General features: G+C 59.7%; 27 protein-coding genes. 26 read left to right on the top strand and 1 reads right to left on the bottom strand.

Annotated elements, in window-relative coordinates; translation table 11 throughout:
- The first annotated feature begins 2 nt into the window (after positions 1-2).
- From HF682_RS11705 to HF682_RS11690, 4 genes are all read left to right on the top strand, one after another.
- Entirely contained in the window at positions 3-506 is a 504-nt protein-coding gene (locus HF682_RS11705) for a disulfide bond formation protein B (RefSeq protein WP_240947236.1), read from the top strand.
- A complete protein-coding gene (locus HF682_RS11700; RefSeq protein WP_168877463.1) occupies positions 503-826 on the top strand; it encodes a (2Fe-2S) ferredoxin domain-containing protein in 324 nt (107 codons plus the stop codon). Before HF682_RS11705 ends, HF682_RS11700 begins: the two co-directional genes overlap by 4 nt.
- A gap of 136 nt (positions 827-962) precedes the next feature.
- Positions 963-1,598 (top strand): alpha/beta hydrolase, encoded by a 636-nt coding sequence (locus HF682_RS11695; RefSeq protein WP_168877462.1) that lies wholly within the window; start codon positions 963-965, stop codon positions 1,596-1,598.
- 98 nt (positions 1,599-1,696) lie between these two features.
- Positions 1,697-3,544 carry a diguanylate cyclase gene (locus HF682_RS11690; RefSeq protein ID WP_168877461.1) on the top strand — a complete coding sequence of 616 codons (1,848 nt, stop codon included), beginning with the start codon at positions 1,697-1,699 and terminating at the stop codon, positions 3,542-3,544.
- A 5-nt stretch (positions 3,545-3,549) separates the two neighbouring features.
- Here the strand turns inward: HF682_RS11690 and HF682_RS11685 are convergent, their stop codons facing one another.
- On the bottom strand, positions 3,550-4,320 hold the full coding sequence (locus tag HF682_RS11685; protein WP_168877460.1) for a DUF2189 domain-containing protein: 771 nt from the start codon (positions 4,318-4,320) through the stop codon (positions 3,550-3,552).
- A gap of 203 nt (positions 4,321-4,523) precedes the next feature.
- Here HF682_RS11685 and HF682_RS11680 point away from each other — a divergent pair, with 203 nt between their 5' ends.
- From HF682_RS11680 to dnaG, 22 genes are all read left to right on the top strand, one after another.
- Positions 4,524-4,856: a PilZ domain-containing protein gene (locus tag HF682_RS11680; protein ID WP_168877459.1), complete on the top strand. Its 333-nt coding sequence runs from the start codon at positions 4,524-4,526 to the stop codon at positions 4,854-4,856.
- An 89-nt stretch (positions 4,857-4,945) separates the two neighbouring features.
- The gene (gene pyrG, locus HF682_RS11675; protein WP_168877458.1) at positions 4,946-6,583 is read left to right on the top strand and encodes a CTP synthase; all 1,638 of its coding nucleotides are present in this window, start codon (positions 4,946-4,948) and stop codon (positions 6,581-6,583) included.
- A 6-nt stretch (positions 6,584-6,589) separates the two neighbouring features.
- Positions 6,590-7,429, top strand: a complete 840-nt coding sequence (kdsA, locus tag HF682_RS11670; protein ID WP_168877457.1) for a 3-deoxy-8-phosphooctulonate synthase — start codon at positions 6,590-6,592, stop codon at positions 7,427-7,429.
- A gap of 4 nt (positions 7,430-7,433) precedes the next feature.
- The gene (locus tag HF682_RS11665) at positions 7,434-7,910 is read left to right on the top strand and encodes a GNAT family N-acetyltransferase (RefSeq protein ID WP_168877456.1); all 477 of its coding nucleotides are present in this window, start codon (positions 7,434-7,436) and stop codon (positions 7,908-7,910) included.
- Between the two features lie 67 nt (positions 7,911-7,977).
- On the top strand, positions 7,978-9,261 hold the full coding sequence (eno, locus tag HF682_RS11660; protein WP_168877455.1) for a phosphopyruvate hydratase: 1,284 nt from the start codon (positions 7,978-7,980) through the stop codon (positions 9,259-9,261).
- Positions 9,262-9,523: 262 nt separating this feature from the next.
- Positions 9,524-9,862 (top strand): cell division protein FtsB, encoded by a 339-nt coding sequence (gene ftsB / locus HF682_RS11655; protein WP_308418730.1) that lies wholly within the window; start codon positions 9,524-9,526, stop codon positions 9,860-9,862.
- Between the two features lie 142 nt (positions 9,863-10,004).
- The gene (locus HF682_RS11650; RefSeq protein ID WP_168877454.1) at positions 10,005-11,783 is read left to right on the top strand and encodes a GGDEF domain-containing protein; all 1,779 of its coding nucleotides are present in this window, start codon (positions 10,005-10,007) and stop codon (positions 11,781-11,783) included.
- Between the two features lie 119 nt (positions 11,784-11,902).
- Positions 11,903-12,307 (top strand): flagellar basal body rod protein FlgB, encoded by a 405-nt coding sequence (flgB, locus tag HF682_RS11645; RefSeq protein ID WP_168877453.1) that lies wholly within the window; start codon positions 11,903-11,905, stop codon positions 12,305-12,307.
- A 15-nt stretch (positions 12,308-12,322) separates the two neighbouring features.
- The gene (gene flgC / locus HF682_RS11640) at positions 12,323-12,733 is read left to right on the top strand and encodes a flagellar basal body rod protein FlgC (protein WP_168877452.1); all 411 of its coding nucleotides are present in this window, start codon (positions 12,323-12,325) and stop codon (positions 12,731-12,733) included.
- 12 nt (positions 12,734-12,745) lie between these two features.
- A complete protein-coding gene (locus HF682_RS11635) occupies positions 12,746-13,420 on the top strand; it encodes a flagellar hook assembly protein FlgD (RefSeq protein ID WP_168877451.1) in 675 nt (224 codons plus the stop codon).
- 12 nt (positions 13,421-13,432) lie between these two features.
- The gene (gene flgE, locus HF682_RS11630) at positions 13,433-14,701 is read left to right on the top strand and encodes a flagellar hook protein FlgE (protein ID WP_168877450.1); all 1,269 of its coding nucleotides are present in this window, start codon (positions 13,433-13,435) and stop codon (positions 14,699-14,701) included.
- A gap of 21 nt (positions 14,702-14,722) precedes the next feature.
- Complete coding sequence (gene flgF, locus HF682_RS11625; RefSeq protein WP_168877449.1) at positions 14,723-15,466, top strand: flagellar basal-body rod protein FlgF; 744 nt, start codon at positions 14,723-14,725, stop codon at positions 15,464-15,466.
- A gap of 11 nt (positions 15,467-15,477) precedes the next feature.
- Positions 15,478-16,260, top strand: coding sequence for a flagellar basal-body rod protein FlgG (gene flgG, locus HF682_RS11620; RefSeq protein WP_168877448.1), 783 nt, complete (start codon positions 15,478-15,480; stop codon positions 16,258-16,260).
- A gap of 11 nt (positions 16,261-16,271) precedes the next feature.
- Positions 16,272-16,988, top strand: a complete 717-nt coding sequence (locus HF682_RS11615) for a flagellar basal body L-ring protein FlgH (RefSeq protein WP_240947235.1) — start codon at positions 16,272-16,274, stop codon at positions 16,986-16,988.
- Positions 16,989-17,002: 14 nt separating this feature from the next.
- Positions 17,003-18,091: a flagellar basal body P-ring protein FlgI gene (locus tag HF682_RS11610; RefSeq protein WP_308418729.1), complete on the top strand. Its 1,089-nt coding sequence runs from the start codon at positions 17,003-17,005 to the stop codon at positions 18,089-18,091.
- 109 nt (positions 18,092-18,200) lie between these two features.
- Positions 18,201-19,244, top strand: coding sequence for a DUF475 domain-containing protein (locus HF682_RS11605; RefSeq protein ID WP_168877447.1), 1,044 nt, complete (start codon positions 18,201-18,203; stop codon positions 19,242-19,244).
- A gap of 79 nt (positions 19,245-19,323) precedes the next feature.
- The gene (gene flgJ, locus HF682_RS11600; RefSeq protein ID WP_168877446.1) at positions 19,324-20,298 is read left to right on the top strand and encodes a flagellar assembly peptidoglycan hydrolase FlgJ; all 975 of its coding nucleotides are present in this window, start codon (positions 19,324-19,326) and stop codon (positions 20,296-20,298) included.
- 53 nt (positions 20,299-20,351) lie between these two features.
- Entirely contained in the window at positions 20,352-22,238 is a 1,887-nt protein-coding gene (gene flgK / locus HF682_RS11595) for a flagellar hook-associated protein FlgK (RefSeq protein ID WP_168877445.1), read from the top strand.
- Between the two features lie 29 nt (positions 22,239-22,267).
- Entirely contained in the window at positions 22,268-23,173 is a 906-nt protein-coding gene (gene flgL, locus HF682_RS11590) for a flagellar hook-associated protein FlgL (protein ID WP_168877444.1), read from the top strand.
- A gap of 135 nt (positions 23,174-23,308) precedes the next feature.
- Positions 23,309-23,521 (top strand): 30S ribosomal protein S21, encoded by a 213-nt coding sequence (gene rpsU / locus HF682_RS11585; RefSeq protein ID WP_168877443.1) that lies wholly within the window; start codon positions 23,309-23,311, stop codon positions 23,519-23,521.
- Positions 23,522-23,543: 22 nt separating this feature from the next.
- The gene (locus HF682_RS11580) at positions 23,544-23,993 is read left to right on the top strand and encodes a GatB/YqeY domain-containing protein (RefSeq protein ID WP_168877442.1); all 450 of its coding nucleotides are present in this window, start codon (positions 23,544-23,546) and stop codon (positions 23,991-23,993) included.
- A 108-nt stretch (positions 23,994-24,101) separates the two neighbouring features.
- Positions 24,102-25,892, top strand: coding sequence for a DNA primase (dnaG, locus tag HF682_RS11575; protein WP_168877441.1), 1,791 nt, complete (start codon positions 24,102-24,104; stop codon positions 25,890-25,892).
- The last annotated feature ends 46 nt before the right edge of the window (positions 25,893-25,938 follow it).

Raw genomic sequence — 25,938 nt, 5'->3', positions numbered from 1 at the left:
TCTTGTCTTTGCTGGATCGTTTGCCGGCGCGTCGCTGGTGTTATCTGGCCGCCTTTGCGGTGTGCACCGCCTTGATGGCTTATGCCTTGTACCTGCAGTATGTCAAATACCTTGAGCCCTGCCCGCTGTGCATGGTGCAGCGGGTGTTCATCATTGCCATGGGCGTGGTGTTCCTGATTGCGGGCCTGCACGGTCCGGGCCCGCGCGGTGCTCGCTGGTATGCGGGGATTCAGGCCTTGCTGGGCTTATCCGGGGCGGCCATCGCGGCGCGCCACGTCTGGATTCAATACCTCCCGGAGCGGGATGTGCCGCAATGCGGGCCGGGCTTGTCCTACATGCTGGACACCCTGCCATTCTCACAGGTGCTGACCCAGCTGCTGCATGGCTCGGGTGAGTGTCATGACAAATCCTGGATGTTTCTGGGCTTGACCATTCCGGGCTGGACATTCTTGTTCTTCCTGTCCTTGGTGTTGTGGTCGTTGCTGATGACAAGGAAGGCTGCATGAGTATCGCTGAACCCTTTTTCCGCCACCATGTGTTTTTTTGCTGCAACCAACGCGGCCCTGGCGAAACCTGCTGCAATAATGCGGGGGCGAGCGAGCTCCGGGCGTATGCCAAGGATCGCGTCAAGGCCCTCGGCCTGAATGGGCAGGGCAAGGTGCGTATCAACCAGGCAGGGTGTCTGGACCGCTGTGACTCAGGGCCGGTGATGGTGGTGTACCCGGAAGGGGTGTGGTACACCTTTATTGACCGTGAGGATGTCGACGAGATCATCCATGAGCATTTGCAACAGGGTCGTATCGTCGAGCGCCTGCGCGTCGAGTAGCCTGTGTGCCGATCCACCGGGTCTGCCCCAAGGGCCGGGTGGGTGGACTGTCAGAATCCCGTTATAATTATTTGACATGACAGGCCGGGTTCGCCAACGTGCGGACGGGAGACGGCCTGCAACGCTGGGAATCCGGATGAAAGTCAGCACACGCGAACTGATGATTGCAGGGCCGGTGGGCAACTTGCAAACCCTGAACCTGTGGTGTGAAAGCGGGCCGGTGCGCGGCATTGCGCTGGTGGCACACCCCAATCCACAGCAAGGCGGCACCAACCAGAACAAAGTGGTGCAGACGCTGGCCAAGGCGTTCGCCCGCAAGGGCTACTGGGTGCTCTGCCCGAATCTGCGTGGGGTAGGCAGTAGCGAGGGGCAATTTGACCACGGCTTGGGTGAGGCGGACGACATGGCCGCCGTATTGGCCTGGGCGCGGCAACAGCAGCCGCAGGCCACGGCGTTACCTCTGATGCTGGCCGGGTTTTCCTTTGGCACCTTTGTGCAGGCCCAGCTGGCAGCGCGCCTGCAGCAGGCTGGGGAGCCCGCGCCTGCCATGGTACTGGCCGGGCCTGCTGTAGGGCGCTTCCCGTTGGCGAGCGTGCCGCCGGAAGCCCTGGTCATTCACGGTGAAGAGGACGAAGTCGTCCCTCTGGCCGATGTGCTGGCGTGGGCGCGGCCACAAAAGCTGCCGGTGGTGGTCTTGCCGGGCGTCAGCCACTTCTTCCATGGACACCTGGGCCAGCTCAGCCAATGGGTGGATATCCGTTGGCCCGGCTGATGGTGATGTGTTGTGGCCTACGCCTTCGTCAGGTGTGGCGAGGGCTGTACCTGTTGTTGTTTGTGCTGATAGGGCCGGCATGGTCAGCCGCTGCGGGGGTGGCTCCCCTGCTGTTGCAAGAGAGTCGGCAGGGCCAGTCCTTGCAGGGCCATGTCTGGCACCTGCTGGATGCGGATGGCCAATTGACCATGCAGCAGGTTCTCACCCCCGCGGTGGCGGCCCGCTTTCAGCGCCTGCCCGATTCGGCGCGTTTTGGTGTCGATCCGCGCGTGCACTGGTATCGCTTCTCGCTGCAATCAGCGGGACCTGCAGACCAAGCATGGTGGCTGCAAATCGCCAATCCGTGGCTGGATGACATTCGACTTTATATGCCGGATGGCCAGGGTCAGTGGCGAGAATTGCGTAGTGGTGATCATGTCCCACCTCGACTGCAAGCCTTGTCATTCCGGCACTTTACCTTGCCACTTCAGGTGACGGGCTCCCAGCCCACTACCTATTATCTGCGGGTTCAAACCGTTGGCACACATAACGTCCCGCTCAGTGTCTGGCAGCCGGAGCGGCTGGCCACCGCCATGCAGCTGGATTCTGGCCTGCAAGCCTTCTATTACGGCGTGATGCTGGTATTGGTGCTGTATAACCTGTTCCTGCTGCTCTCTTTCCGTGAATGGCTGTTTGCGGAGTACGCCCTGACGGCGCTGTTTGGCGGCTTTTCCATTCTTGCGGTCAGTGGTCAGGGGGTGCAGCTGATCTGGGGTGAGTCGGCCTGGGCGGCAGACCGCATGGTATTGTTGATTCCTGCGCTGTGGTCGCTGTTCGGGGTGCGCTACATGCAGCGGGTGCTGGATCTGGTGGAGTATGCGCCACGATTGAATCGCGCAGCTTGGGCCGTGCAAGCCTATGCCTTCTCGGCCGTGATACTGACGCCATGGATCTACCACCCGCTGGCCATTTTTCTGACCAACTCCACCACCCTGCTGGCGGTGCTGATCAGTTTGTTCGCATCCTTGCGCATGGCTTTACGGCGTTACCTGCCTGCCTGGTTCATGGTAGTGGGCTATGCGTTGCTGCTGACGGGGGCGCTGGGGGTAGTCGTCGCCAACCTGGGTGTGGGTGGCTCCAATATCTGGGCGCATCATGCAATGCAGTTGGGTACCATGCTGGAGGGCCTGCTGCTGGCGTTTGCGCTGGCCCTGCGTAATCGAATGAATCAGCAAGAGGGCGAGCGCGCCATCCAGCAGGTGTTCCTGGCGCAGGCCAGCGAGTTGAAATCGCTGCAAAGCTCCGAAACCGTACTGGAGGCGCGGGTACAAAGCAAAACCCGCGAGCTGGACAAGACCCTGCGCAAGCTGGAGCGGGAAAGCCAGGAGCGCTCACGGCTGGAAGCCTTGCTGCGGGAGAATGAGGCGCTGGTCAAGCAGATTGCTTACTACGACGTATTGACCGGTTTGCCGAATCGCCTGTTGCTGGCGGACCGGCTGGAGCGCTTGCTGGCGGGGTTGCTGCAGCGGCCGGAGGCGCTGGGTTTGCAACTGCTGCTGCTGGACGTGGATGGTTTTCGCCAGGTCAATGGCTTGCATGGACAGCCCTGTGGCGATGCCATCCTGCAGCAACTGGCGCAACGTCTGCAGACGCTGGAGCGCAAGGATCTGCTACTGGCCCGGTTGGGCGGGGATGAGTTTGCGGTGGTGGTGCCTGAGCTGCTAGAGCCGGATGAAGGTGAAAAGCTGGGGCGTACCTTGCTCAGAACCCTTGCCGTGCCTTATGAAGTGCAAGAAGGCTCGATTCGGCTGACGGTGACGATCGGCATGGCATCCGCGCCGCAAAATGGACACACCATGGTGGATTTGCTGCAGCACGCTGAGCTGGCGCTGCATCAGGCCAAACAGTGGGGGGGGAACCATCTGGGCACCCTGCCGCATACCATGCAGGATGCCCCGGTACTGTAGCCCGTTCAGCTTTCTGGCAACAGCACTCCGCGGTAGGCATGCCAACTGGCGGCACCGATCCAGGGCGCTGTCAGGATCAGTCCCACAAAGCCCGTCAAAAAGCCCAGGCTGATGGCGGCAACAATCAACGTGCCCCAGATCAGCATGGCGCCCGGATTGCGCCCACAGGCGATGACGCTGACGATAATGGCGGAGATGGCGTCAATCTTGCGGTCCATCAGCAGTGGAATCGACACGACGCTGACCATGAATACCAGCGCGGCAAAGCCAGCCCCCACCAGCACATAGGCGCTCACGAAGGCGTAATGTGCCTGATAGAAAGCCAGGTGCAGCAAGTCGTCCTGCGTGGGCGGGTTGCCCTCAAAAAACAGCGCAATCAGAACCACGCCGACCCGTATCCAGCTGGCCATCAGCAATACTTCGATCATCACCATGAAACCAATGGAGGGCAGGTTGGCCCGCCAGGCCGTCAGGCTGTCTTTCAGGCTAGGTGCTTCGCCCAGTTCTTGCTGCCGGGCCAGGTGGTAAGTGCCGATGGCCAGAAACGGGCCGATCAGCATGAAGCCGGTCACCAGACCCAGCATCACTTCCGGATAGCGCGCCAACACCAGCCAGAATGCGGCACCGGACAAGGCAAACACCAGACCGTAACTGGCATAGGCCAGCGGCGCTTGCCGCAGGTCTTGCCAGCCTGCGGACAGCCAGCCCAGCGGGGCCGCCAGCGGCACATTGCGTGTGGATGGGAACGGGGTAACGCCTTCTTCAGACACAACCATGCCAACCTCCTGCAAGGGGATGGCTGATCTTGCGGCAATTTGCCGCAGTTGTCATGCTGTCCTGCAGCACAGGCGCACCCTGCCGGTGGCGTGTTGCTTGACCCGGGACAGATAACGTACAGGTCACATTGACAGTATTTCCTCTCCTCCCGTATAACTTCAGATTCCAGTCGGCACATGGTCAATCCGCAAAGGGCAGTCAGATGGCAGTCAAAGAGGCGCACCGGGTGGTGGTCAGTTGGCGCTCCGCCGTGGTGGTGGACGGCCACTCGCCCATGCAGGGCAAGATCATTGCCATGGGGGATTCCGGCTTCTCCATGCTGATTCCGCATACACTGCGCACCGGTGCGCGCCATCGCGTGCTGATGGAGGCGCCACTGGGCGCTGGGGGGCAGCGCCAGTATCTGGAATGTCAGGCGACGGTGCTGCATAGTGTATTGACGCACGGCACTGAGTTCAGGGTTGGCTTTCAGATTGACCAGATGGACAGCAAACAGCGCGATCAGCTCAAAAGCTGGCTTGCCAGTCGCCCCTGAAAGTCTGGGGGGGCGTGCATGCCCCCCCCTTATGCCGAACGCGGGATTAGGGTAAAATAACCCATTCAAACCACGTCTGTTTTATCCCCATGACCAAATTCGTATTCGTAACCGGCGGTGTCGTGTCCTCGCTGGGTAAAGGCATTGCTGCGGCATCCCTCGCAGCCATTCTGGAATCGCGTGGAATTCGGGTCACCATGCTGAAGCTGGACCCGTACATCAACGTGGACCCGGGCACCATGAGCCCGTTCCAGCACGGCGAAGTCTTCGTGACCGAAGATGGTGCCGAGACCGATCTGGACCTGGGCCACTACGAGCGCTTTATCAGCAGCAAGATGCGCAAGGCCAACAACTTTACCACTGGCCAGATCTATGACTCGGTGATCAAGAAGGAACGCCGGGGCGACTATCTGGGCGGCACGGTGCAGGTGATTCCGCACATCACTGACGAGATCAAGCACTTCATCAGTCTGGGTGCGGGTGATGCAGAAGTGGCGATTGTGGAAGTGGGGGGCACGGTAGGTGACATCGAGTCGCTGCCGTTTCTGGAAGCCATCCGCCAGATGGGGGTGCAACTGGGGCGCGACAACACCTGCTTCGTGCATCTGACCCTGGTGCCGTATATTGCGGCGGCGGGTGAAATCAAGACCAAGCCGACCCAGCACAGTGTGAAGGAATTGCGCGAAATCGGTATTCAGCCAGATGTGCTGATCTGCCGTATGGACCGCCCGCTGCCGGACGATGAGCGCCGCAAGATTGCGCTGTTCTGCAATGTGGCCGACAACGCCGTGATTTCCTGCTACGACGTCGACTCCATCTACAAGATCCCGATGGTGTTGAATCAGCAAGGGCTGGACGAAATCGTCTGCCGTCGCCTGCACCTCACCCCGCGTCCGGCTGACCTGGCGATGTGGGAAAACCTGGTATTTGCCAAGGAAAATCCGGAACACGAAGTCAACATCGCCATGGTTGGCAAGTATGTTGACCTGGCGGATTCCTACAAGTCACTGACCGAAGCTCTGGTGCACGCAGGCATCCACAACCGCACCCGTATTCAGGTGCACTATGTGGATTCGGAAGAAATCGAGCGCGATGGCACCGACAGCCTGAAATCCATGGACGCCATTCTGGTGCCGGGCGGCTTCGGCAAGCGCGGCGTGGAAGGCAAGATCAAGGCGGTGCAGTTTGCCCGTGAAAACAAGGTGCCGTATCTGGGCATCTGTTACGGCATGCAACTGGCGCTGATCGAGTTTGCCCGCCATGTGACGGGCTGGGATGGCGCGTCTTCCACCGAGTTTGATCTGGAAACCCCGTATCCGGTGGTGGCCCTGATCGATGAGTGGGTGAACCACGACGGCAAGATCGAGAAGCGGGACGAGAACTCCAATCTGGGCGGTACCATGCGCCTGGGCGGGCAGGAATTCGTGATGTCGCCGGGTTCGCTGATCTCGAAGATCTACGGTGGCGAGCGTTATGTGGAGCGTCACCGCCATCGTTATGAAGTGAACAACCACTACCTGCCGCGTCTGGAAGCCGCGGGCCTCAAGGTATCGGGCCGCTCGGCAGGCGCAGAGCAGCTGTGCGAAGTGATCGAGCTGCCGGATCATCCGTGGTTTGTGGGTGTTCAATTCCACCCGGAGTTTACTTCCACGCCGCGCAACGGCCACCCGCTGTTCAGCGCCTACATCAAGGCGGCCGTGCAATACCACGATGGCAAGAAGGGGTAAGCAGGCATGCAACTGTGCGGGTTTGAAGTCGGCCTCAACCAGCCGCTGTTCCTGATTGCCGGACCGTGTGTGATTGAGGGCGAGCAGTTTTCGATCGACGTCGCTGGGCAGTTGAAGGAGATTGCGGCAGCAGCAGGGGTGCCGTTCATTTTCAAAAGCTCCTTCGACAAGGCCAACCGCAGCTCCGGCCAGTCGTTCCGCGGTTATGGCATGGACGAAGGGCTGCGCATTCTCGCTGAGGTGCGCAAGCAAGTTGGCGTGCCGGTGCTGACCGATGTGCACGATACCTGGCAGATCGAGCCGGTGGCTGCGGTAGTGGATGTGCTGCAGACGCCGGCATTCCTGTGTCGCCAGACCGACTTTATCCAGGCCGTGGCCTGCGCGGGCAAGCCGGTGAACCTGAAGAAGGGCCAGTTTCTCGCGCCGTGGGACATGAAGAACGTGGTGGACAAGGCCAAGGCGGCCAATGGTGGCCTCGACAACATCATGGTATGTGAACGTGGCGCCTCGTTTGGCTACAATAATCTGGTATCCGACATGCGCAGCCTGGCTGTGATGCGCGAGACCCAATGCCCGGTGGTGTTTGATGCCACCCACTCGGTGCAGTTGCCGGGCGGGCAGGGCAGCAGCTCCGGCGGGCAGCGTGAACATGTGCCGGTGCTGGCCCGTGCTGCAGTGGCCGCCGGGGTCGCCGGGGTGTTCATGGAAACCCACCCGGATCCGGCACAAGCCAAGTCAGACGGGCCGAATGCCTGGCCGCTCGGCAAGATGCGTGATTTGCTACAGACACTGGTGGCGCTGGACAAGGTGGTGAAATCAGCCCGCTGGTTTGAAAACGAGGTGTAATGCCATGGACGCCAAGCATCCGGAATTGACGGTAACCCGAAGCAGCAGCCGCCACGCAGCGGCCATCATGCTGCTGGGGGAGATGGAAGCTGAAATGACCGGACGCTATGGCGACTATGCCATCAGCCCGTTTCGCCTGGGGGATGTCGACAAACCGGGCAATGCGCTTTATCTGGCCACTTGCGACCGTGCCTTGGCGGGCTGTGGTGCACTGAAGCCACTGGAAAGCGATACGGTGGAAATCAAGCGCATGTATGTGCGTGCTTCTTTCCGCCGCATGGGCGTGGCCCGTCGCCTGCTGGAAGAGCTGGAAGCGGCGGCCCGCAAGTTCGGCTATCGCCGTATCGTGCTGGAAACCGGTAACCGCCAGCCGGAAGCGGTGGGTCTGTATGAACGGGCGGGTTATTCGCGTATTGAGCCCTATGGCGAGTACGTCGACCAGCCACGCAGCCTGTGTTTTGCCAAGCTGCTCGTGAAATAAGGCCGTGAGTGCGGCATTTCCCCCTGTAACTGTTTTTTGATCATCTGTCACGAAGGGTAGCTAACTCATGAGTTCGATTGTTGATGTGGTCGCACGCGAAATCCTGGATTCTCGCGGCAATCCGACCGTGGAAGCCGATGTCTTGCTGGAAAGTGGTGTCATGGGCCGTGCCGCCGTGCCGAGTGGTGCCTCCACCGGTGAGAAGGAAGCGCTGGAGCTGCGCGATGGCGACAAATCCCGCTATCTGGGCAAGGGCGTGCTGAAGGCGGTAGAGCACGTCAACACCGAAATCTGCGAAGCCATCATTGGTCTGGACGCTTCGGAACAAAGCTTTATCGACCGCACCCTGCTGGAGCTGGATGGCACCGAAATGAAGGGTCGCCTGGGCGCCAACGCCATGCTGGCCGTGTCGATGGCCGTAGCCCGTGCTGCCGCCGAAGAGGCTGGCCTGCCGCTGTACCGCTATCTGGGTGGTGCCGGGACCATGACCCTGCCGGTGCCGATGATGAACGTGATCAACGGTGGCGCGCACGCCAACAACAATATCGACTTCCAGGAGTTCATGATTGTTCCGCTGGGTCGCCCGACCTTCCGCGAGGCACTGCGCTGTGGCGCTGAAGTGTTCCACGCGCTGAAGAAGCTGATTGGCGACAAGGGCATGTCCACCGCCGTGGGCGATGAAGGCGGTTTTGCACCGAACCTGAACAGTCATGAAGAAGCCATCGAGCTGATTCTGACGGCCATTTCCAATGCCGGTTACACCGCAGGCGAAGATGTGATGCTGGCGCTGGATTGTGCGGCCTCCGAGTTCTACAAGGATGGCATGTACGATATGGACGGCAATGGCCTGAAGCTGACCACCCCGCAAATGGTGGATTACCTGGCCTCGCTGGTGGGCAAATATCCGATCATCAGCATCGAAGATGGCATGTCTGAGCACGACTGGGATGGTTGGGCGCTGCTGACCGAGCGTCTGGGCGACAATGTGCAGCTGGTGGGTGACGATGTGTTCGTGACCAATCCGAAGATCCTGCAAGAGGGGATCAACCAGGGTATTGCCAACTCCATCCTGATCAAGGTCAACCAGATCGGTACCCTGTCGGAAACCCTGCAGGCCATCGAACTGGCCAAGCGGTCCAATTACACATCGGTGGTATCACACCGCTCCGGTGAGACCGAGGACAGCACCATCGCTGATCTGGCAGTGGCCACCAACGCCATGCAGATCAAGACCGGCTCCTTGTCCCGTTCGGACCGCATGGCCAAGTACAACCAGCTGCTGCGCATCGAAGAAGAGCTGGGCGATATGGCACGCTATGCGGGCCGCGATGCGTTCTATCACATCGCCTGAAGCCACACGGCCCCATGAAATGCGCCACCTTCGGGTGGCGTTTTTCATGGGGCTGACTTTATGGTTAATGCTGATGGCATTTTAATGGGCCGGAGAGAATTGCGCTGTGTTCTGAGGCGGATGCTGTGCCATGACGGCCCGCTTGGCAGACAGGGCTTGTCTGTTGCATTTCTCGAGCCACGACACGTTGATGCGAAAGGCATGACAGTGCGTGACGGCATGTGTTAAAGTCCGGCGCAAATCGATTGATGAAGTTTTAAGCATGTTCCTGCGTGTCCTGAGCCTGGCCCTGGCCGTTTTGATCGTTGCCTTGCAGCAGCCCCTGTGGCTGGGCAAGGGCGGCTGGCTGATGGTCTGGAAGCAAGAGGCTGAGCTGGAAAAGGCGCAGGCGCATAATGCGGCCTTGCAGCGCCGCAATATGGCACTGGAAGCTGAAGTGCTGGACCTCAAACAGGGCTTTGATGCCATCGAAGAACGTGCCCGTAATGAGCTGGGCATGGTCAAGCAGGATGAATTGTTCATCCAGGTGCTCGATACCACCAACACCACAACAGCCCCAGCGCCCCTGCCTGCAGACAGCACACCAGTCGTACCACACTGATCATCCCGGTATTTCCCGCTGGCTGTTTGTTCGCCACCTTCCTACAATGACAGGGTATGGCCACCATGCTGGTGGCTACTGATCCTGTGACTTCTTCAGCACCGGGCGACCCATGGTCGGCCGGGTCATGACAGGTGCCGGCATGCCGCTGACCAATCCAACCGAAATCGCCCGCGAAACCCTGAAACAGTTGGCCATGAGCCGCCAGCTGCCCACGCCGGACAATTACCGCAAGGCCTATGCCCAGATCTCGGGTGACACACTGGAGACCACCCATCCTGTGATCCAGCTGCTGACGGATGCGTTGCCCCAAGGCGGGCGGCCTCGCGTGGAGTTGCAGCGCCTGCAAAAGCAGCTGGATGATGCCCTCAAGGCGGAGGACTGGAACAGCTGGTCCAAGGTCGTGCTGGAATTGCTGTCTGGCGGCAGCGCTGATGGTGGGGAGCTGAGCCAGCCGTGGGGAGAAATCGTTCGTGAGCTGGTCCGGCAATGGGAGTTGCGACAGGTGGGCTGGACGCCCGCTCGCAAGAAGGAAGCGCTGGAGCGGGTGCTGATCAATTTTGGCGGCAACCCGGTGCAGCTGAACGAGAAGTTGGCAGGGTTGATACGTGGCTGGCGTGACAACCTGCCGCCTGATGCGGACACCGTTCTCAGTGGCGAGCTGGATGCCGATGGCCGCAGCGGTGTAGAGGAGCGTGACGGCGACAATGTCGATGGCGAGGTGTTCCAGGCGTGGCGGGACTTGCTGGCCAGCACGCTCGAGTATGGCGTCGTCGCGCGCTTGCAGCATGCACCGGACCTGCTGGAAGAGGCCAGTGCCCTCAATGTTCGCCTGCGGGAAGTGGCCGACAGTCGGGCGTTGCAGGCTTTTTCGGCGCAAGCCAAGAAATTCTGGATCAAGCTGGAGTTGCGCAACGAGTCGGATCAAACCCTGATGCTGGGTCTGCAGCGCTTGCTGCGTTTGCTGGTCAGCAATATCGGCGAGCTGATGGCGGATGATGGCTGGATGCAGGGGCAGGTGGAAGTGATCAAGGCGGTGATTGATCAACCGCTGGATAGCCGCTATCTATACGAGATGGAGCAACGCCTCTCGGAGCTGATTTTCAAGCAGGGCCATCTCAAGCAAAGCCTGACCGAGGCCAAGCTGACCTTCAAACACATGATTACCACCTTTATTGACCGGCTGGGGGTGATTGCAGAAAGCACGGGCGGCTATCACGACAAGATCGTGTCCTACTCCAGCCAGATCCAGAAAACAGATGATGTCACCCAGCTCAGCATCATCTTGGATAACCTGATGGAAGACACCCGCCACATGCAGGTGGACATGCTGCGCTCGCGTGATGACATGCGGCTGGCACGGCAGGAGGCCGAAGCTGCCGAGAGTCGCATCAGCGAGCTGGAGCGCGAGATCGAGGCCATTTCAGCGCAAGTGAAGACCGATCAGCTGACCGGCACCCTCAACCGTCGCGGTCTGGAAGAGGCCATGGCGACAGAGCTGGCGCGCGTGCGGCGCGAGCATGGCGCCCTGTCGCTGGCCTTGCTGGATATCGACAACTTCAAGAAGCTGAATGACAGCCTGGGGCATCAGGCGGGCGATGAAGCGCTGACCCACCTGTCGGCGGTGGTCAAGGATGTATTGCGGCCTACCGATTACATCGCACGCTATGGCGGTGAGGAATTTGTGGTATTGCTGCCTGGTACGGGCATGGCAGAAGCGATTCAGGTCATGCAGCGGGTGCAGCGTGAGCTGACGCGACGCTTTTACCTGCACCGTAATGAGCGAGTGTTGATCACCTTCAGCTGTGGTGTGGCCGAGTACCAGGAAGACGAAAGCCAGCAGGATGTGCTGGCGCGTGCGGATGCGGCGATGTATCGCGCCAAGGTGAGCGGCAAGAACCGGGTCGAAGCGGCAGACTGAGCTTCCAGGGGCGGCAAGCGTTGCCGCCCGAGCCCCGCCGATTTCGCCACCCCGCACTGCTGTGGTCGTGGTCATTGGGTGGCACACTTTCTGCTTGAGGTTACGGCAAGGAGCCCGCCATGATCCAGAACCTCGACAAACACTTCAATTTCCTGCAAACCGCGCTCAAGGCACGTGCCTCGCGGCAGGAACTGCTGGGCGCCAATCTGGCCAACGCGGACACCCCCAATTACAAAGCGGTCGATGTAGATTTTCGCCAAGCGCTGCAAAACGCGCTGGCAGGAGCGCAGCATGGTGCGCACATGCAGCTCACCCACCGCCGTCATCTGGATGGCGCGCAAGGCGGCTTTCTGGACGCTGACGTCAAATACCGCAACCCGACCCAGCCCGCCATTGACGGTAACACGGTAGATGCGGAAGAGGAAATGGCACGCTTCTCGGAGAATGGTCTGCACTATCAGGCGCTACTGACCTTCACCACAGGCCGCATCAGAACCTTGCAGCAAGCACTGTCGAACAACTAAGAAGGATGCGCTGACATGTCCATCATGGGAGTGTTTCAGATTGCCGGTTCAGCCATGACAGCCCAGTCGATGCGGCTCAATGTGGTCGCCAGCAATCTGGCTAACGTGGATTCGGCCACCAGCTCGACCGGGCAGCCCTACAAGGCGCGGCAGGTGGTGTTTCAGGCGACACCGGTCAATGGCCTGAATGGCCCGGCACAAGGGGTGCGTGTCAGCCAGATTGTGGAAGACCCGTCGCCGCCACGCATGCTGTACGCACCGGATAACCCGCTGGCCGACGAAAAGGGCTATGTGCAGATGCCCAATGTGAGCGTGGTGGAAGAAATGGCCAACATGATTTCCGCCTCCCGGTCTTATCAGACCAATGCCGACATGATGAATACCGCCAAGACCCTGATGCTCAGGACTCTGGCACTGGGACAGTAAGGAGTACGTGCGATGGCAACCGTAGGCACCGTGGATGGCAGCAACAACAACCCGTTTGCTGAGTTTAATAATAGCGTGCAGGCAAGCAAGAAGGGTTCGGCCGGGATTGAGGATCGCTTCCTCAAGTTGCTGGTGACCCAGCTGCGCAATCAGGACCCGCTCAATCCGCTGGACAATGCGGCGACCACCAGCCAGATGGCTCAGATCAGTACGGTGACCGGCATTGAGAAGCTCAATACCGCCATCAGCAATATGGCGGCCTCATTTGCCGCCGCGCAGTCTTTCCAGGCAGCGACCCTGGTGGGGCGTTCGGTGCTCACTGATGGCAATACCCTGAATCTGGCCAGTGGCAAGGCCAATGCAGGCATGGAACTTGCTCAGGATGCAGACAAGGTCAAAGTCACCATCAAGGACAAAAACGGCAACGTGATGCAGGAAGTGAATCTGGGCGCTCAAAAGGCCGGGGTGATCAACTTCAGCTGGGACGGTGCCAAAGATGGTGGTGGTACGGCAGCAGATGGCGAGTACAAGTTCGAGATTGAAGCTACTGTCGCTGGCAAGAAAGTGGAAACCGCCGCCCTGACCGTCGGCAAGATTGAGAGTGTGACCTTTGGCGCCAATGGCATCATGGCCAAGGTGACCGGTGTAGGGCAAATCGGGCTGGGCGACATCCGGCAGATCATGTAAGCGGAGATAATCATGGGATTCCAACAAGGTCTTTCCGGACTGAATACTTCCAGCAAGAGCCTGGATGTGATCGGTAACAATGTGGCCAACGCCAGTGTGGTAGGCTTCAAGCCCTTCCGCACCCAGATGGCGGACGTGTTTGCCGCCAGCCTCTCGGGCAGTGGTACCAGCAATATTGGTATTGGCTCGGCCGTGGGCTCAGTGATGCAGCAGTTCCTGCAGGGCAATATCAGCGTGACCAACAACCCGCTGGATGTGGCCATCAACGGGCAGGGCTTCTTCCGCCTCTCCAACAACGGTGCAATTTCCTACAGCCGCAACGGCCAGTTCCAGGTCGATAAAACCGGCTACGTGGTGAATGACCAGGGTCGTCGCCTGACCGGCTACCCGGCAGATGCCAATGGCAACATCATCAGCTCGGCGCCGGTCGACATCCAGATCAATACCACCGATTTGCTGCCCAAGCAGACTGCAGCGCAAACGTGGGGGATTAACCTGGACTCCCGCGAGGCGGTGATCAGTGTGCCGTTCAATTCGGCCGATGGCACCACCTTCAATCGCAGTACTTCGCAAACCATTTATGACAGTCTGGGTAATCCGCACACCCAGGCGGTGTATTTCCAGAAAGCTTCTGCCAACAACTGGAATATGTATGTGACGGTGGATGGTACGGCTGTTCCGGTAGGGACTTTTGGCTCGCCCGCACAAGCTGCACGCCTGACCTATGGTACCAACGGCACGATTACTGGCTGGGATGCAGGTGCCGGTACGCAACCCATCAGTACACCGATCCCGATCAATATTCCGGGTGCCTTGACCACCAGCTGGGGTGCTGCGACGCAGAATATGACCATGCAGGTGAGCACCTTCACCCAGTTTGGCAGTGTGTTCAGCGTCAACAAGCAAACGCAGGATGGGTACTCATCCGGTCGCCTGAATGGCATTTCGATCTCGCCGGACGGCACGGTACTGGGGCGCTACACCAACGGCCAGTCGCGCAATATGGCGCAGATCGTGCTGGCCAACTTCTCCAACCCGCAAGGCCTGCAGCCGCGTGGTGGTAACGAGTGGACCGAAACCCCGACCTCGGGCGGGCCACTGGTGGGGGCGCCCGGCAGCTCCAGCCTCGGCGTGCTGCAATCGTCAGCGGTGGAAGAGTCCAAGGTGGATCTGACCGAAGAGCTGGTGAACATGATTACCGCTCAGCGGGTGTATCAGGCCAATGCGCAGACCATCAAGACGCAGGATCAGGTGCTGCAGACGCTGGTTAACCTGCGCTAAGCATTGAAAGGCTGAGAGGGTATGGACCGACTGCTGTATGTCTCGATGACCGGTGCGCAGCATGCGCTGCTGAAGCAGTCGGCCACCACCCACAATCTGGCCAACGTCAATACCCAGGGTTACAAGGCCGAAACCCATGCGTTTCGGGCGCTGTGGGTGTACGGCCCCGGCGCACCCACCCGCACCTACGCCGTCGATGCCACCGTGGGCAGTGACTTTGCGCCAGGTTCCCTGCAAGCCACCGGGCGCGACCTGGACATCGCCATCCAGGGCAAGGGCTGGTTTGCGGTGCAAGCCAGTGACGGCAGCGAAGGCTATATGCGTAACGGCGCTTTCGAGGTCGATGCGGAAGGGACGCTGAAAGCCCCCAATGGCATGCCGGTTTTGGGCGATGGCGGGCCGATTCAGATTCCCGCCAATACCCGCGTCACCATCGGCCGCGATGGTACGGTGTCGACTGTCCCTGATGGCAACGGTGTGACCCGGGTCACCATTCTGGGACGGCTCAAACTGGTGAACCCGGACGAAAAGGAGCTGGTCCGCAGCGATGATGGTCTGTTTCGGCTCAAGTCGGGTCAGCCTGCTGAGGCCGACCCTACTGTGCTGGTGGCCGGCAATGCGCTGGAATCCAGCAATGTGAATGCGGCGCAAGCCATGGTGGAACTGATTACCCAGTCTCGACAGTTCGACCTGCAAGTCAAGATGATGCAAACCGCTGACCAGAATGCGCGGCAAACGGCACAAGTCCTGTCGCTGAACGGCTGAGGAAGACCTAGATGATTCGCTCCCTGTGGATAGCCAAAACCGGTCTGGATACCCAGCAGACCAATATTGACACCATCTCCAACAACCTGGCCAACGTCAGTACCAATGGTTACAAGCGGCAGCGACCGCTGTTTGAGGACCTGCTGTACCAGACCCTGCGGCAGCCGGGTGCCAGCTCCACTCAGCAAAACCAGATTCCCAGCGGGCTACAGGTCGGCACCGGCGCACGGGCGATTGCTACCGAGCGCATCTTCACTCAAGGCAGCCTGCAACGCACTGAGAACGGACTGGATATTGCCATCAATGGCAGTGGTTTCTTTCAGATCCTGCTGCCGGATGGCACGACTGCCTACACCCGCGATGGGGCGTTCCAGAAGAGCAGTACCGGAGAAGTGGTGACCAGCAGTGGTTACCCTTTGCAACCCAGCATCACCATTCCGGACAATGCGCTGGACCTGACGATCGGCAAGGATGGTGTTGTCAGCGTACTGCTGCCAGCCTCCACCACCCCGACTCAGATCGGCACCATTCAGACCGCCAATTTCATCAATCCCGCAGGCTTGCAGAGCATGGGGGAGAACTTGTATCTGGAAACCGCTTCCAGCGGCGCACCAGTGGTGAACACGCCGGGCACCAACGGGCTGGGGGTGCTGACGCAGAAATATGTGGAAGTCTCAAACGTCAACGTGGCCGAAGAACTGGTCAGCATGATTCAGGCCCAGCGTGCCTTTGAATTGAACTCCAAGGCGGTGACGGCATCGGATCAGATGCTGCAACGCTTGACCCAGCTGTAATGGAGAGGGTGATGATGAAATCCGTGTGCGCCGCTAGCCTGTTGTTGTTGCTCACTGCGTGCAGCAATACGCCGAAATCTATTGTTGAAGGGCCGTTGACCGTGCGTCCGCCCAAGCAGGAAGTGGTACCCGCCAATAATGGTGCCATCTATCAGGCCAGCAATGCGCGACTGAATCTGTTTGAAGACCGGATTGCCCGCCACATTGGCGATACCCTGACCATTCAGATTGAAGAAAAGCTGGCCACGACCAACAAGGCAGAAACCAAGATCACCACCTCAGACAAGCTGACGGCAACGGCACCCAGCCTGACCTTGCCGACTTTCTCCAAAGTACCGGTGGTGGGTGGGGTGCTGCGCAAGGCGGGTGACATTCTGAAGGATGTGTCTTCAGTGAGCGCGACGGGCAATACCACCAGTGATTTTGCCGGCAAGGGTGACAGCAGCAATAACAACACCTTCAGCGGCAGCATCACGGTGACGGTGGTGGACGTGCTGAACAACGGCAATCTGGTGGTGGCAGGCGAGAAGCAGATCGCCAGCAATTACGACACCACGTTTGTCCGCCTCTCCGGGGTGATTGACCCGCGTGACATCAAGGTAGGCAACACCATATCCTCGACCAAGATGGCGGATGCTCGGATCGAGCAGCGTGGTGATGGGCTGGTCGATTCGGCGCAGGCGATGGGCTGGTTGTCACGCTTCTTCCTGTCCTTCCTGCCGTTCTGAAGGAGTAGCAGCACATGAGCATGAAACGCTGGTGGCTATTGCTGGGCGTGCTGCTGATGAGCGCAGCCCAGGCAGACCGTATCAAGGATCTGGCGACGGTGGCCGGCGTGCGGCCTAACCAGCTGGTGGGTTACGGTGTGGTGGTGGGGCTGGATGGCTCCGGCGACAGTTCGACGCTGACCTCACAAAGTCTGGTCGCCATGCTGAGTCAGTTGGGTGTGCAATTGCCGCCCGGCACCAATCTGTCGGCAAAAAATGCCGCACCGGTGAGTTTGACCGCTACCCTGCCTGCCTTTGCCAAGCCAGGCCAATTGATTGATGTCACCGTTTCGGCGATGGGTAGCTCCAAAAGTCTGCGTGGCGGTACCCTGCTGCTGAGCCCGCTCAAAGGGGCGGACGGGCAGGTCTATGCCATGGCACAGGGCAATATCCTGCTGGGTGGTGCGGGGGCTTCGGCCAATGGCAGCAGCGCCCAGGTCAACCAGCTGAATGCCGGACGGATCCCGTCCGGTGCGACGGTGGAGCGGCAGGTGCCGACCCCACTGGGGCAAGGTGAGTACATCAATCTCGAATTGACCAGTACCGATTTCACCACAGCAGATCGGGTGGTGGATGCCATTAACCGCAATATCGGTGCGGGTACTGCGCGGGCGGTGGATGGTCGGCAAATCCAGGTGCGCGCACCGAGTGATTCCAGCCGCCGGGTGGCTTTTCTCTCGCAGATCGAAAACCTCTCGGTGGCACCGGCGGCAGCGGCGCCGCGAGTGATTGTGAATGCGCGCACCGGCTCGATCGTGATGAACCAGATGGTGACTGTAGAGAACTGTGCCGTAGCGCATGGCAATCTCAGTGTGGTGATCGGTACCGATAACAGCGTCAGCCAGCCGGGAGCGCTGTCCAACGGCCAGACCACGCCGAACGCCAATTCGACGGTGTCGATCAATGCCGACAAAGGTCAGCTGGTCAACCTGCCGCGCTCTACGCGCCTGTCTGACGTGGTGAAGGCCTTGAATGCGGTGGGGGCCACGCCGCAGGATTTGCTCTCCATCCTGCAAGCGATGAAAGCCGCAGGTGCGTTGCGGGCGGAGCTGGAAATCATCTGATGACGCTTGCTGTCCGGTTAGGTGCGCGGTAGCATCGCCGCAATTCAAGATATTTAACTCAAAACGGCGCAAAATGCGCCGTTTTGCATGATCAGAAAGGCCAAACGGCGTGCAGACCCTGTTGCGTTACTTCAAAGGTTCCTTGTCCCTTTTGTTGCTGGGGCTGGCGGCAGCCTGGTGGCTGGGGGAGTCCTTCGGGCTGGGTGGCGCGCGCGCCATGTTTGTGGTGCTGATTCTCTCCGTGCTGGAGATATCGCTGTCGTTTGACAATGCCGTGGTCAATGCCACGGTGCTGAAAGACATGGATGCGGTCTGGCGCCGGCGTTTCATGACTTGGGGCATGCTGATTGCCGTGTTCGGCATGCGGGTGATCTTCCCGGTGTTGATTGTCGCGGTGGTGGCAGGCATCAGCCCGTGGGGCGCTTTGCAGATGGCGGTGCAGCAACCCGCTGTGTATGCCGCTACCTTAACGTCCGCCCATGTGGTGGTCGCAGGCTTCGGTGGCACTTTCCTGCTGATGGTGTTTCTCAAGTTCTTTCTGGACAAAGAGAAAGACATTCACTGGATACGCCTGCTGGAAGCACCCTTGTCCAAGGTCGGGCGCATGCAGGCGTTTGAGATCGCCCTGTGCCTGCTGGCCATCTATCTGATGAATAGCTGGCTGCCGCAGGCTGAGCGCTTGCCCTTTGTGCTGTCCAGCCTCGCTGGCTTGATCACTTACATTGTGGTGGACGGTTTCAGTGCCCTGCTGGAGGGCGAGAATGACGGTGTGGCGGATACGGTGGCGCTGGCCCGTACCGGCTTGTCATCCTTCCTGTATCTGGAAGTGCTGGATGCCAGCTTCAGCTTTGATGGCGTGATTGGCGCATTTGCCCTGTCCAACAACATCTTCATCATCGCCATTGGTCTGGGCGTGGGGGCGATGTTCGTCCGCTCACTAACCATCCTGTTTGTCGAGAAAGGAACGCTGGACCAGTTCCGCTATCTGGAGCACGGGGCGTTCTATGCCATTGGTGCGCTGGCCGTCATCATGTATCTGGGGACAGTCCAGCATATCTCGGAAGTGGTCACTGGCCTGATTGGCGCTGGCTTCATCGTCCTCTCCTTGCTGGCCTCCTTGCGGCATAACCGGCGCCATCCGACCCAGGCTTGACCTGCCATCACTGAGTGGCCTGCACCCGGCAGGCACGCTTCCTGCATGATGTGGTGTGCTTACTTTGGCAGACTGCATCATGACACTGACCCTCTCATCCACGCATCGCAACCCGACGCAGGCACTGGCCAGCGATGTGCAAGCCTTGTCGGGCCTGCGCCGTGACGCACGGCAAGGCTCACAAGAGGCCTTGCGCGGCGCTGCCCAGCAGTTTGAGGCGCTGATGCTGCAGCAGATGCTGAAAAGCATGCGTGCCTCGGTGCAGGAGAGCGATTTGTGGAGCAGTAGCGACAGCAGGCTGTTTCAAGGCATGCAGGATGAGCAGATGGCGCTGGAGATGTCCAAGGGCAAGGGTTTTGGCCTGGCGGACGCGTTGCTGCGGCAGATGTTGCCGACGGATACGCTGTCGGCGGCAATGCCTGCCGAGCGGGCAGTGCAACGCTTTGCGCCGCAGTATGCCGGGCACGGTCGTTTGCCCACTGCCCAGTATGCGGCGGAGCAGGGCAGCAAAGCTGCTCCCGCTACGCAGACGAGCACTGTGGCATCCATTCGCGCAGCCAGTCCGGCTCAGGCAGAGGACAGGGTGGCCCGATTCCTGCAACAGGTGGGTGACGGCCTGACATCGGCAGCCAGTCAACTGGGCGTGTCTCCCATGCTGGTCGCTGCTCATGCAGCACTGGAGAGTGGCTGGGGCCGCCGCGAGATCAAGGATGCGGCAGGTCGTAACAGTTTTAACCTGTTTGGTATCAAGGCGGGGCCAGAGTGGCAGGGCAAGGTGGCGGAAACCACCACCACTGAATATGTGGGTGGACAGGCTGTCAAGCGAGTAGAGCGCTTCCGGGCCTATGACTCTTATGCGGATGCTTTCAAGGATTACGCCAGAATGCTGGCCAGCAGTGAGCGTTATCAAGGGGTGTTGAACCGGGGCAATGATGCAGTCGGTTTTGCGCAGGCTTTGCAGCGCGGTGGTTATGCAACCGATCCGCACTATGCGGGCAAGCTGGCACGGGTGGCTTCACATCCTGGGCTGAGGGCGATCCAGTTGGCCGGCTGACCGGCTCAAGATTTGTGTTTGACTGACGATATAAAGTCAGTGGGAGTACCATCATGCAACTATTCGGAATCGGTTTGTCGGCATTGAACGCAGCCCAGCTCGGGTTGAGCACGACCGGCCATAACATCGCCAATGCCTCCAGCGCGGGCTACCACCGGCAGGAGATCTTCCAGTCGGTGCAGACCCCGACCCTGACCGGGGCGGGCTTTGTCGGCAATGGGACCTATGTCGAGAATATCCGCCGTTCCTACAGCCAGTTTCTGGATGGTCAGGTGATGGAGGTCGAAGGCGTTGCCAGCTACCTGACCACCTATCGCAATGGAATGGAGCAGGTGGATAACCTGCTGGGGGACGCCAAGTCGGGCCTTGCCCCGGCGCAGCAAGAATTTTTCCGCACCATGCAGGAAGTGGCGGCCAATCCGGCCAGCGTGCCGGCACGTCAGTTGTTGCTGTCCGCCACTCAGAGCATGGTGGCCCGTTTCCAGACCATGGACAAGCGGCTGGAAGATTTGTACATCGGCGCCAATCGGCAGATTGAGGATTCCATCAGCGAGGTCAATGCCTTGGCCAAGCAGATTGCCGAACTTAACAAGCGTGTGATCAGCGCCGAGAGCAATGCGGGCAAGCTGCAAGCCAATGACCTGCGTGACCAGCGTGAAAAACTGATTGCGGACCTCAACAAGATCGCCCGTACCCAGGTGTCAGTCGATTCAGAAGGTAATTACAACGTCTTTGTCGGCACCGGGCAGAGTCTGGTGGTTGGGCCGAATGCCAGTGCGCTCAAAACCCAGCGCTCGGCAGAAAACCCGCAGAAGCTGGATATCTTTGCGACCAATGGCTTTGTGGACGTTCTGATTCCGCCAGCCAGCCTGAGTGGCGGGCGTATTGGCGCGCTGTTTGCCTATCGTGATGAAAGCCTGTCGATTGCGCGCAGTGAACTGGGGCGCGAGGCCATGGTGATGGCCAATGCCATCAACCAGCAGCATCAGCTGGGGCAGGATCTGCAAGGCAACTTTGGTGGCGCCTACTTTACAGTGGCATCCCCGGTGGCTTTTGCCAGCACCAACAACAGTTCAGCATCGGTGATGTCTGCTACCGTCAGCAACTACAGTCAGCTGGTGGCCAGTGACTACCGGGTTACCTTCACCGGCGTGGGGGCCTACTCGGTCACACGCTTGTCGGACAACACCGTGTTTACAGGTTCTCCCGCGACCGTTGACGGGGTGAACCTGAGCTTTAGTGTCCCGGCCAACACAGGGGATGTCTTTTACCTACAGCCTACGGTGGCAGGCTCCAGTACACTCAAATCACTGGTGACTGATCCGGTCAAGGTCGCGGCTGCCTTACCCTTGCGTACGGTCGCCAATCTGGCCAATACGGGTACCGCCAAACTCGAAGTACAAAGTAACAGCAGTACCGCGGGCATTCCGGCCAGCGGCACCATGCGCACGCTCACCTTCAATGCCGGGGCGTATACCTCATCCGTTGGTACCGACACGGTTGCGCTCAGCGGCAATACCCTGACGGTGACGACGGCAGCCGGCAATGTCATCACCATGTCGGTGACCGGGACACCCGCAAATGGCGACACCTTCAATCTGGATCGCAACACTGGCGGGGTGTCGGATGGCCGCAATGCTGTGCTGCTGGGCAAGATTGCCACCACCAATCTGCTCAATGGCGGCACCACGACCTTGCAAGGGGCATACGGTCAGCTGGTCAGCCTGATGGGCAACAAGTCGCGCGAGCTGAAGGTGACCGGGGAGGCGCAGGATACGCTGCTGAAGAATGTAACGCAGGTTCAGCAATCCTTCTCGGGGGTGAACCTGGATGAAGAAGCGGCCCGCTTGATTCAATATCAGCAAGCCTACCAGGCCGCAAGCAAATTGATTTTGACTGCCAAGCAGACGCTGGAAGAAATCTTCAGCGTGATGCGTTAAGCGGTCAGTAGCAAGCAGGAGAACAGATCATGCGTATGAGCAGTTTGACCATGCGGGAGCTGAGTGTCAGCAATATTCAGCAACGCCAGCTGGATCTGATGCAGGCACAGCAACAGCTGGGAACGGGGCGACGGGTGCTGGTACCCTCGGACGACCCGGTAGCGGCGGCACGTTCGCTGGATGTCTCGCAGGCGCTGGGGCGTACCCAGCAGTTCAACGAAAACGGCGGGCGCGCCAACAGCATTCTGGCCTTGATGGAGACTCAGCTCAATGGCGTGATGCACGGCATCCAGAACCTGCGCGAGCTGGCAGTCAAGGCGGGCAATGGTGGCTTGTCCGATGCCAACCGCAAGGCACTGGCGGCGGAAGTGGAAGCCCGCTTTCGGGAGATGCTCAATATCGCCAATACCCGCGATGCGGATGGCCTCTACATGTTTTCCGGTTATCAAGGAAACGTGCAACCGTTCAACGAAACCGCCTCAACCACCCCGGTAGGGACCGTGGCCTATGCCGGTGATGATGGCGTGCGGCGCATCCAGATCAGCGAAACCCGTGAAGTGCAGGTCAGCGAGGCGGGCAACACGGTCTTTGGCAACCTGTTCGCCACCATCAAGACCTTGCATGATGCGCTGTATAACGGCGTCAACTCCCCGGGCTACCAGACTAATCTGGATACCGCGCTGAACAACCTCAAGACCACTCAGGACAATCTGGGGATTGTGTTTGGCGGGGTGGGGACCCGCGAGAACGAGATTGATGCCACGGTGTCCACCGGGCAGGACCTCGCATTGCAGTATCAGACCGAGCATAGCAAGCTGGTGGATATTGACTACGCCAAAACCATCAGCGATTATCTGCAGTCGAACCAGTTGCTGGAAGTGGCGCGTACCACCTACCAGAAGACCCAGGGCCTGTCCCTGTTCAACTACCTGTAAAGCCTGCGGATCAAGCTCGCCTCATATGGGGCGGGCTTGACTTTTCTGCATAAGAGGCTTTCGTTTCACTGGTGTGTCTGCTATACTCCCGCGTCTTAACCCCTAACCTGTTTTTGAATCCGAGGTTGATTATCCATGCCTAACGTACGCGTCAAAGAAAACGAGCCGTTTGAAGTAGCCATGCGTCGTTTCAAGCGCACCGTTGAAAAGACCGGTCTGCTGACCGAGCTGCGTGCACGTGAGTTCTACGAAAAGCCGACTGCTGAGCGTAAGCGCAAGCTGGCTGCTGCCGTCAAGCGCCATTACAAGCGCCTGCGCAGCCAGACCCTGCCGCCGAAGATGTACTGAGCTTTTCCGCAGGAGCTGTCTCGTGTCCCTCAAGGTACGCGTGCTGGATGACATCAAGCAGGCCATGCGCAACAAGGATAAAGTCCGTCTGGATACCTTGCGCTTGCTGTCATCCGAAATCAAGCAGAAAGAAGTGGACCAGCGGGTTGAGCTGGGCGACGACGATGTCGTCACTGTCATCAGCCGCATGCTGAAGCAGCGCCGTGACAGCATCAGCCAGTTTGACGCCGCTGGGCGCACCGATCTGGCAGATGCCGAGCGCGCAGAGGTAGAGATCCTCACTGCCTATATGCCACAGGCCCTGAGTGCCGAGGAACTGCAAGAGGCGGTGTTGGCTGCCATTGCAGAGGCTAGCGCCACTGGCCCGCAGGACATGGGCAAGGTGATGCCACTGCTGAAGTCCCGCTTGGCCGGTCGTGCCGACATGGCGCAGGTTTCTGCAAGCTTGAAGGCGGCACTCGCACCACGCTGATACGCAGCAGCTGCTGTACCAGCCCGCACCCCTGTAAAGGGACGCGGGCTGTTTGCTTTTTCAACGGCCGCCTGACCGGTTCAGGTAACCACGGCATGGAGGAAGCGAGTGATTCCGCAGTCTTTCATTGACGACCTGCTGGCCCGGGCTGACATTGTCAGCGTGGTTGACCGCTACGTGCCGTTGAAGAAGACCGGCATCAACTACTCGGCCTGCTGCCCCTTCCATCAGGAAAAGTCTCCCTCCTTTACGGTCAGCCCCAGCAAGCAGTTCTATCACTGCTTTGGCTGTGGCGCGCATGGTGATGCGCTGCGCTTCGTCATGGAGTATCAAGGACTGGGCTTCATTGATGCGGTGAAACAACTGGCAGCCGACTACGGCATGACCGTGCCGGATGTGCGCGAGGAGCAGGCACAGCAGTTCAAGGCGACAGTGTCGCCCTTGATTGACGTGCTGCAGCAGGCCAGCCAGCATTTTCGGCAACAGCTCAAGCAGAGCCCGGAAGCCATTGCCTACCTGAAGGGGCGTGGTCTGACCGGGGAAGTGGCCGCCCGCTTCGGCCTGGGCTATGCGCCGGATGACTGGCAAGGCCTGGCCAAAGTGTTTGCCGACTACCCGACCCGCAGTGCACTGGCGGAGAGTGGGCTGGTGATTGATAACGAACAGGGTCGCCGCTACGACCGGTTTCGTGATCGCGTGATGTTCCCCATTCACAATGCCAAGGGTCAGATCATCGGCTTTGGTGGCCGCGTGATGGGCAAGGGTGAACCCAAGTATCTGAACTCGCCGGAGACGCCGCTGTTCCAGAAAGGCCATGAGCTGTACGGCCTGTATCAAGCCCGGCAGGCCATCAAGCAAGCAGGCAAGGTGCTGGTGGTGGAAGGCTATATGGACGTGGTGGCGCTGGCGCAGTATGGCGTGGAGTACGCGGTGGCCACCTTGGGCACCTCGACCACGGCGGACCACCTGCATAAATTGTTTCGCCACAGCGAGCGGCTGGTGTTCTGTTTTGACGGCGACAACGCGGGACGCAAGGCAGCCTGGCGGGCGCTGGAGAATGCACTGCCGCAGTTGAATGATGCAGTACGGCTGGAGTTCCTGTTTTTGCCCGAGGGCGAAGACCCGGATAGCCTGGTGCGCCAGATTGGCAAGGCAGGTTTTGAGCAGAAGCTGGAGGCCGAGGCTGAGCCGCTCTCCCGTTTCCTGCAGCGTGAACTGGCGGCGCGGACCGAGCTGGCGCGTGGCGATGCTGAGGCGAAAGCACGCTTCTGGCATGAGGCCAAGCCCTTGTTGAATCAGATGGCCGCCCCCACCTTAAAGAGTGCATTGTGGGATGAGTTGAAGACGTTCACCGGCATGTTTCGCCGTGAGTCACCACAGCAGCAGGGTGGGCAGAAGGGACGCAAACCGTGGCAAAAGCAGGACGCATTGCCGCCACAGCCCGCGCGTACCGCACCCGCCAGCAACGAAGAGCGAGTGCTGATGTATCTGCTGCGCCGCCCCGGCTTGTGGCGGACATTGCCAGAGTCGGTGCACATTGAGCGTTGTGACTGGCCAGCCGCCGGGCGGGCCTTGCTTGACCTTCTGGCGGCCTCCCCTAAGCTGGAAGAGCTGGACAGCAACGCGCTGTTAAGCCTGGCTCCCCCGCAATGGCAGGCGCAGTGGAGCCGCTGGCTGCAGCGTGACTGGGTCACATCGCTGGATGTGTACAGTGAGGCGGGTGAGCAGGAGTTTCTGGCTGCTAGCCGCAGCATCTGGCTGGCGGTGGAAAGCCGCTGGCGTGCTGAGCGCAAGGCGGAGCTGGATGCCCGTATCCAGGCCGATGGCCTGGGGAGTCTGGATGAGGCAGAGCGGCAGGAGTACCTGCGGCTCATGCTGCCTGCACGGCAGCAAGCCTAGCCAATGAAGTGAAAAAGTCGTAAAATCAACAGTTTTCGGACCCGTT

This window comes from Leeia aquatica, assembly GCF_012641365.1.
In the GTDB taxonomy this organism is placed as follows: Bacteria; Pseudomonadota; Gammaproteobacteria; order Burkholderiales; family Leeiaceae; genus Leeia; species Leeia aquatica.
This window is presented reverse-complemented; position numbering and strand designations above follow the sequence as displayed.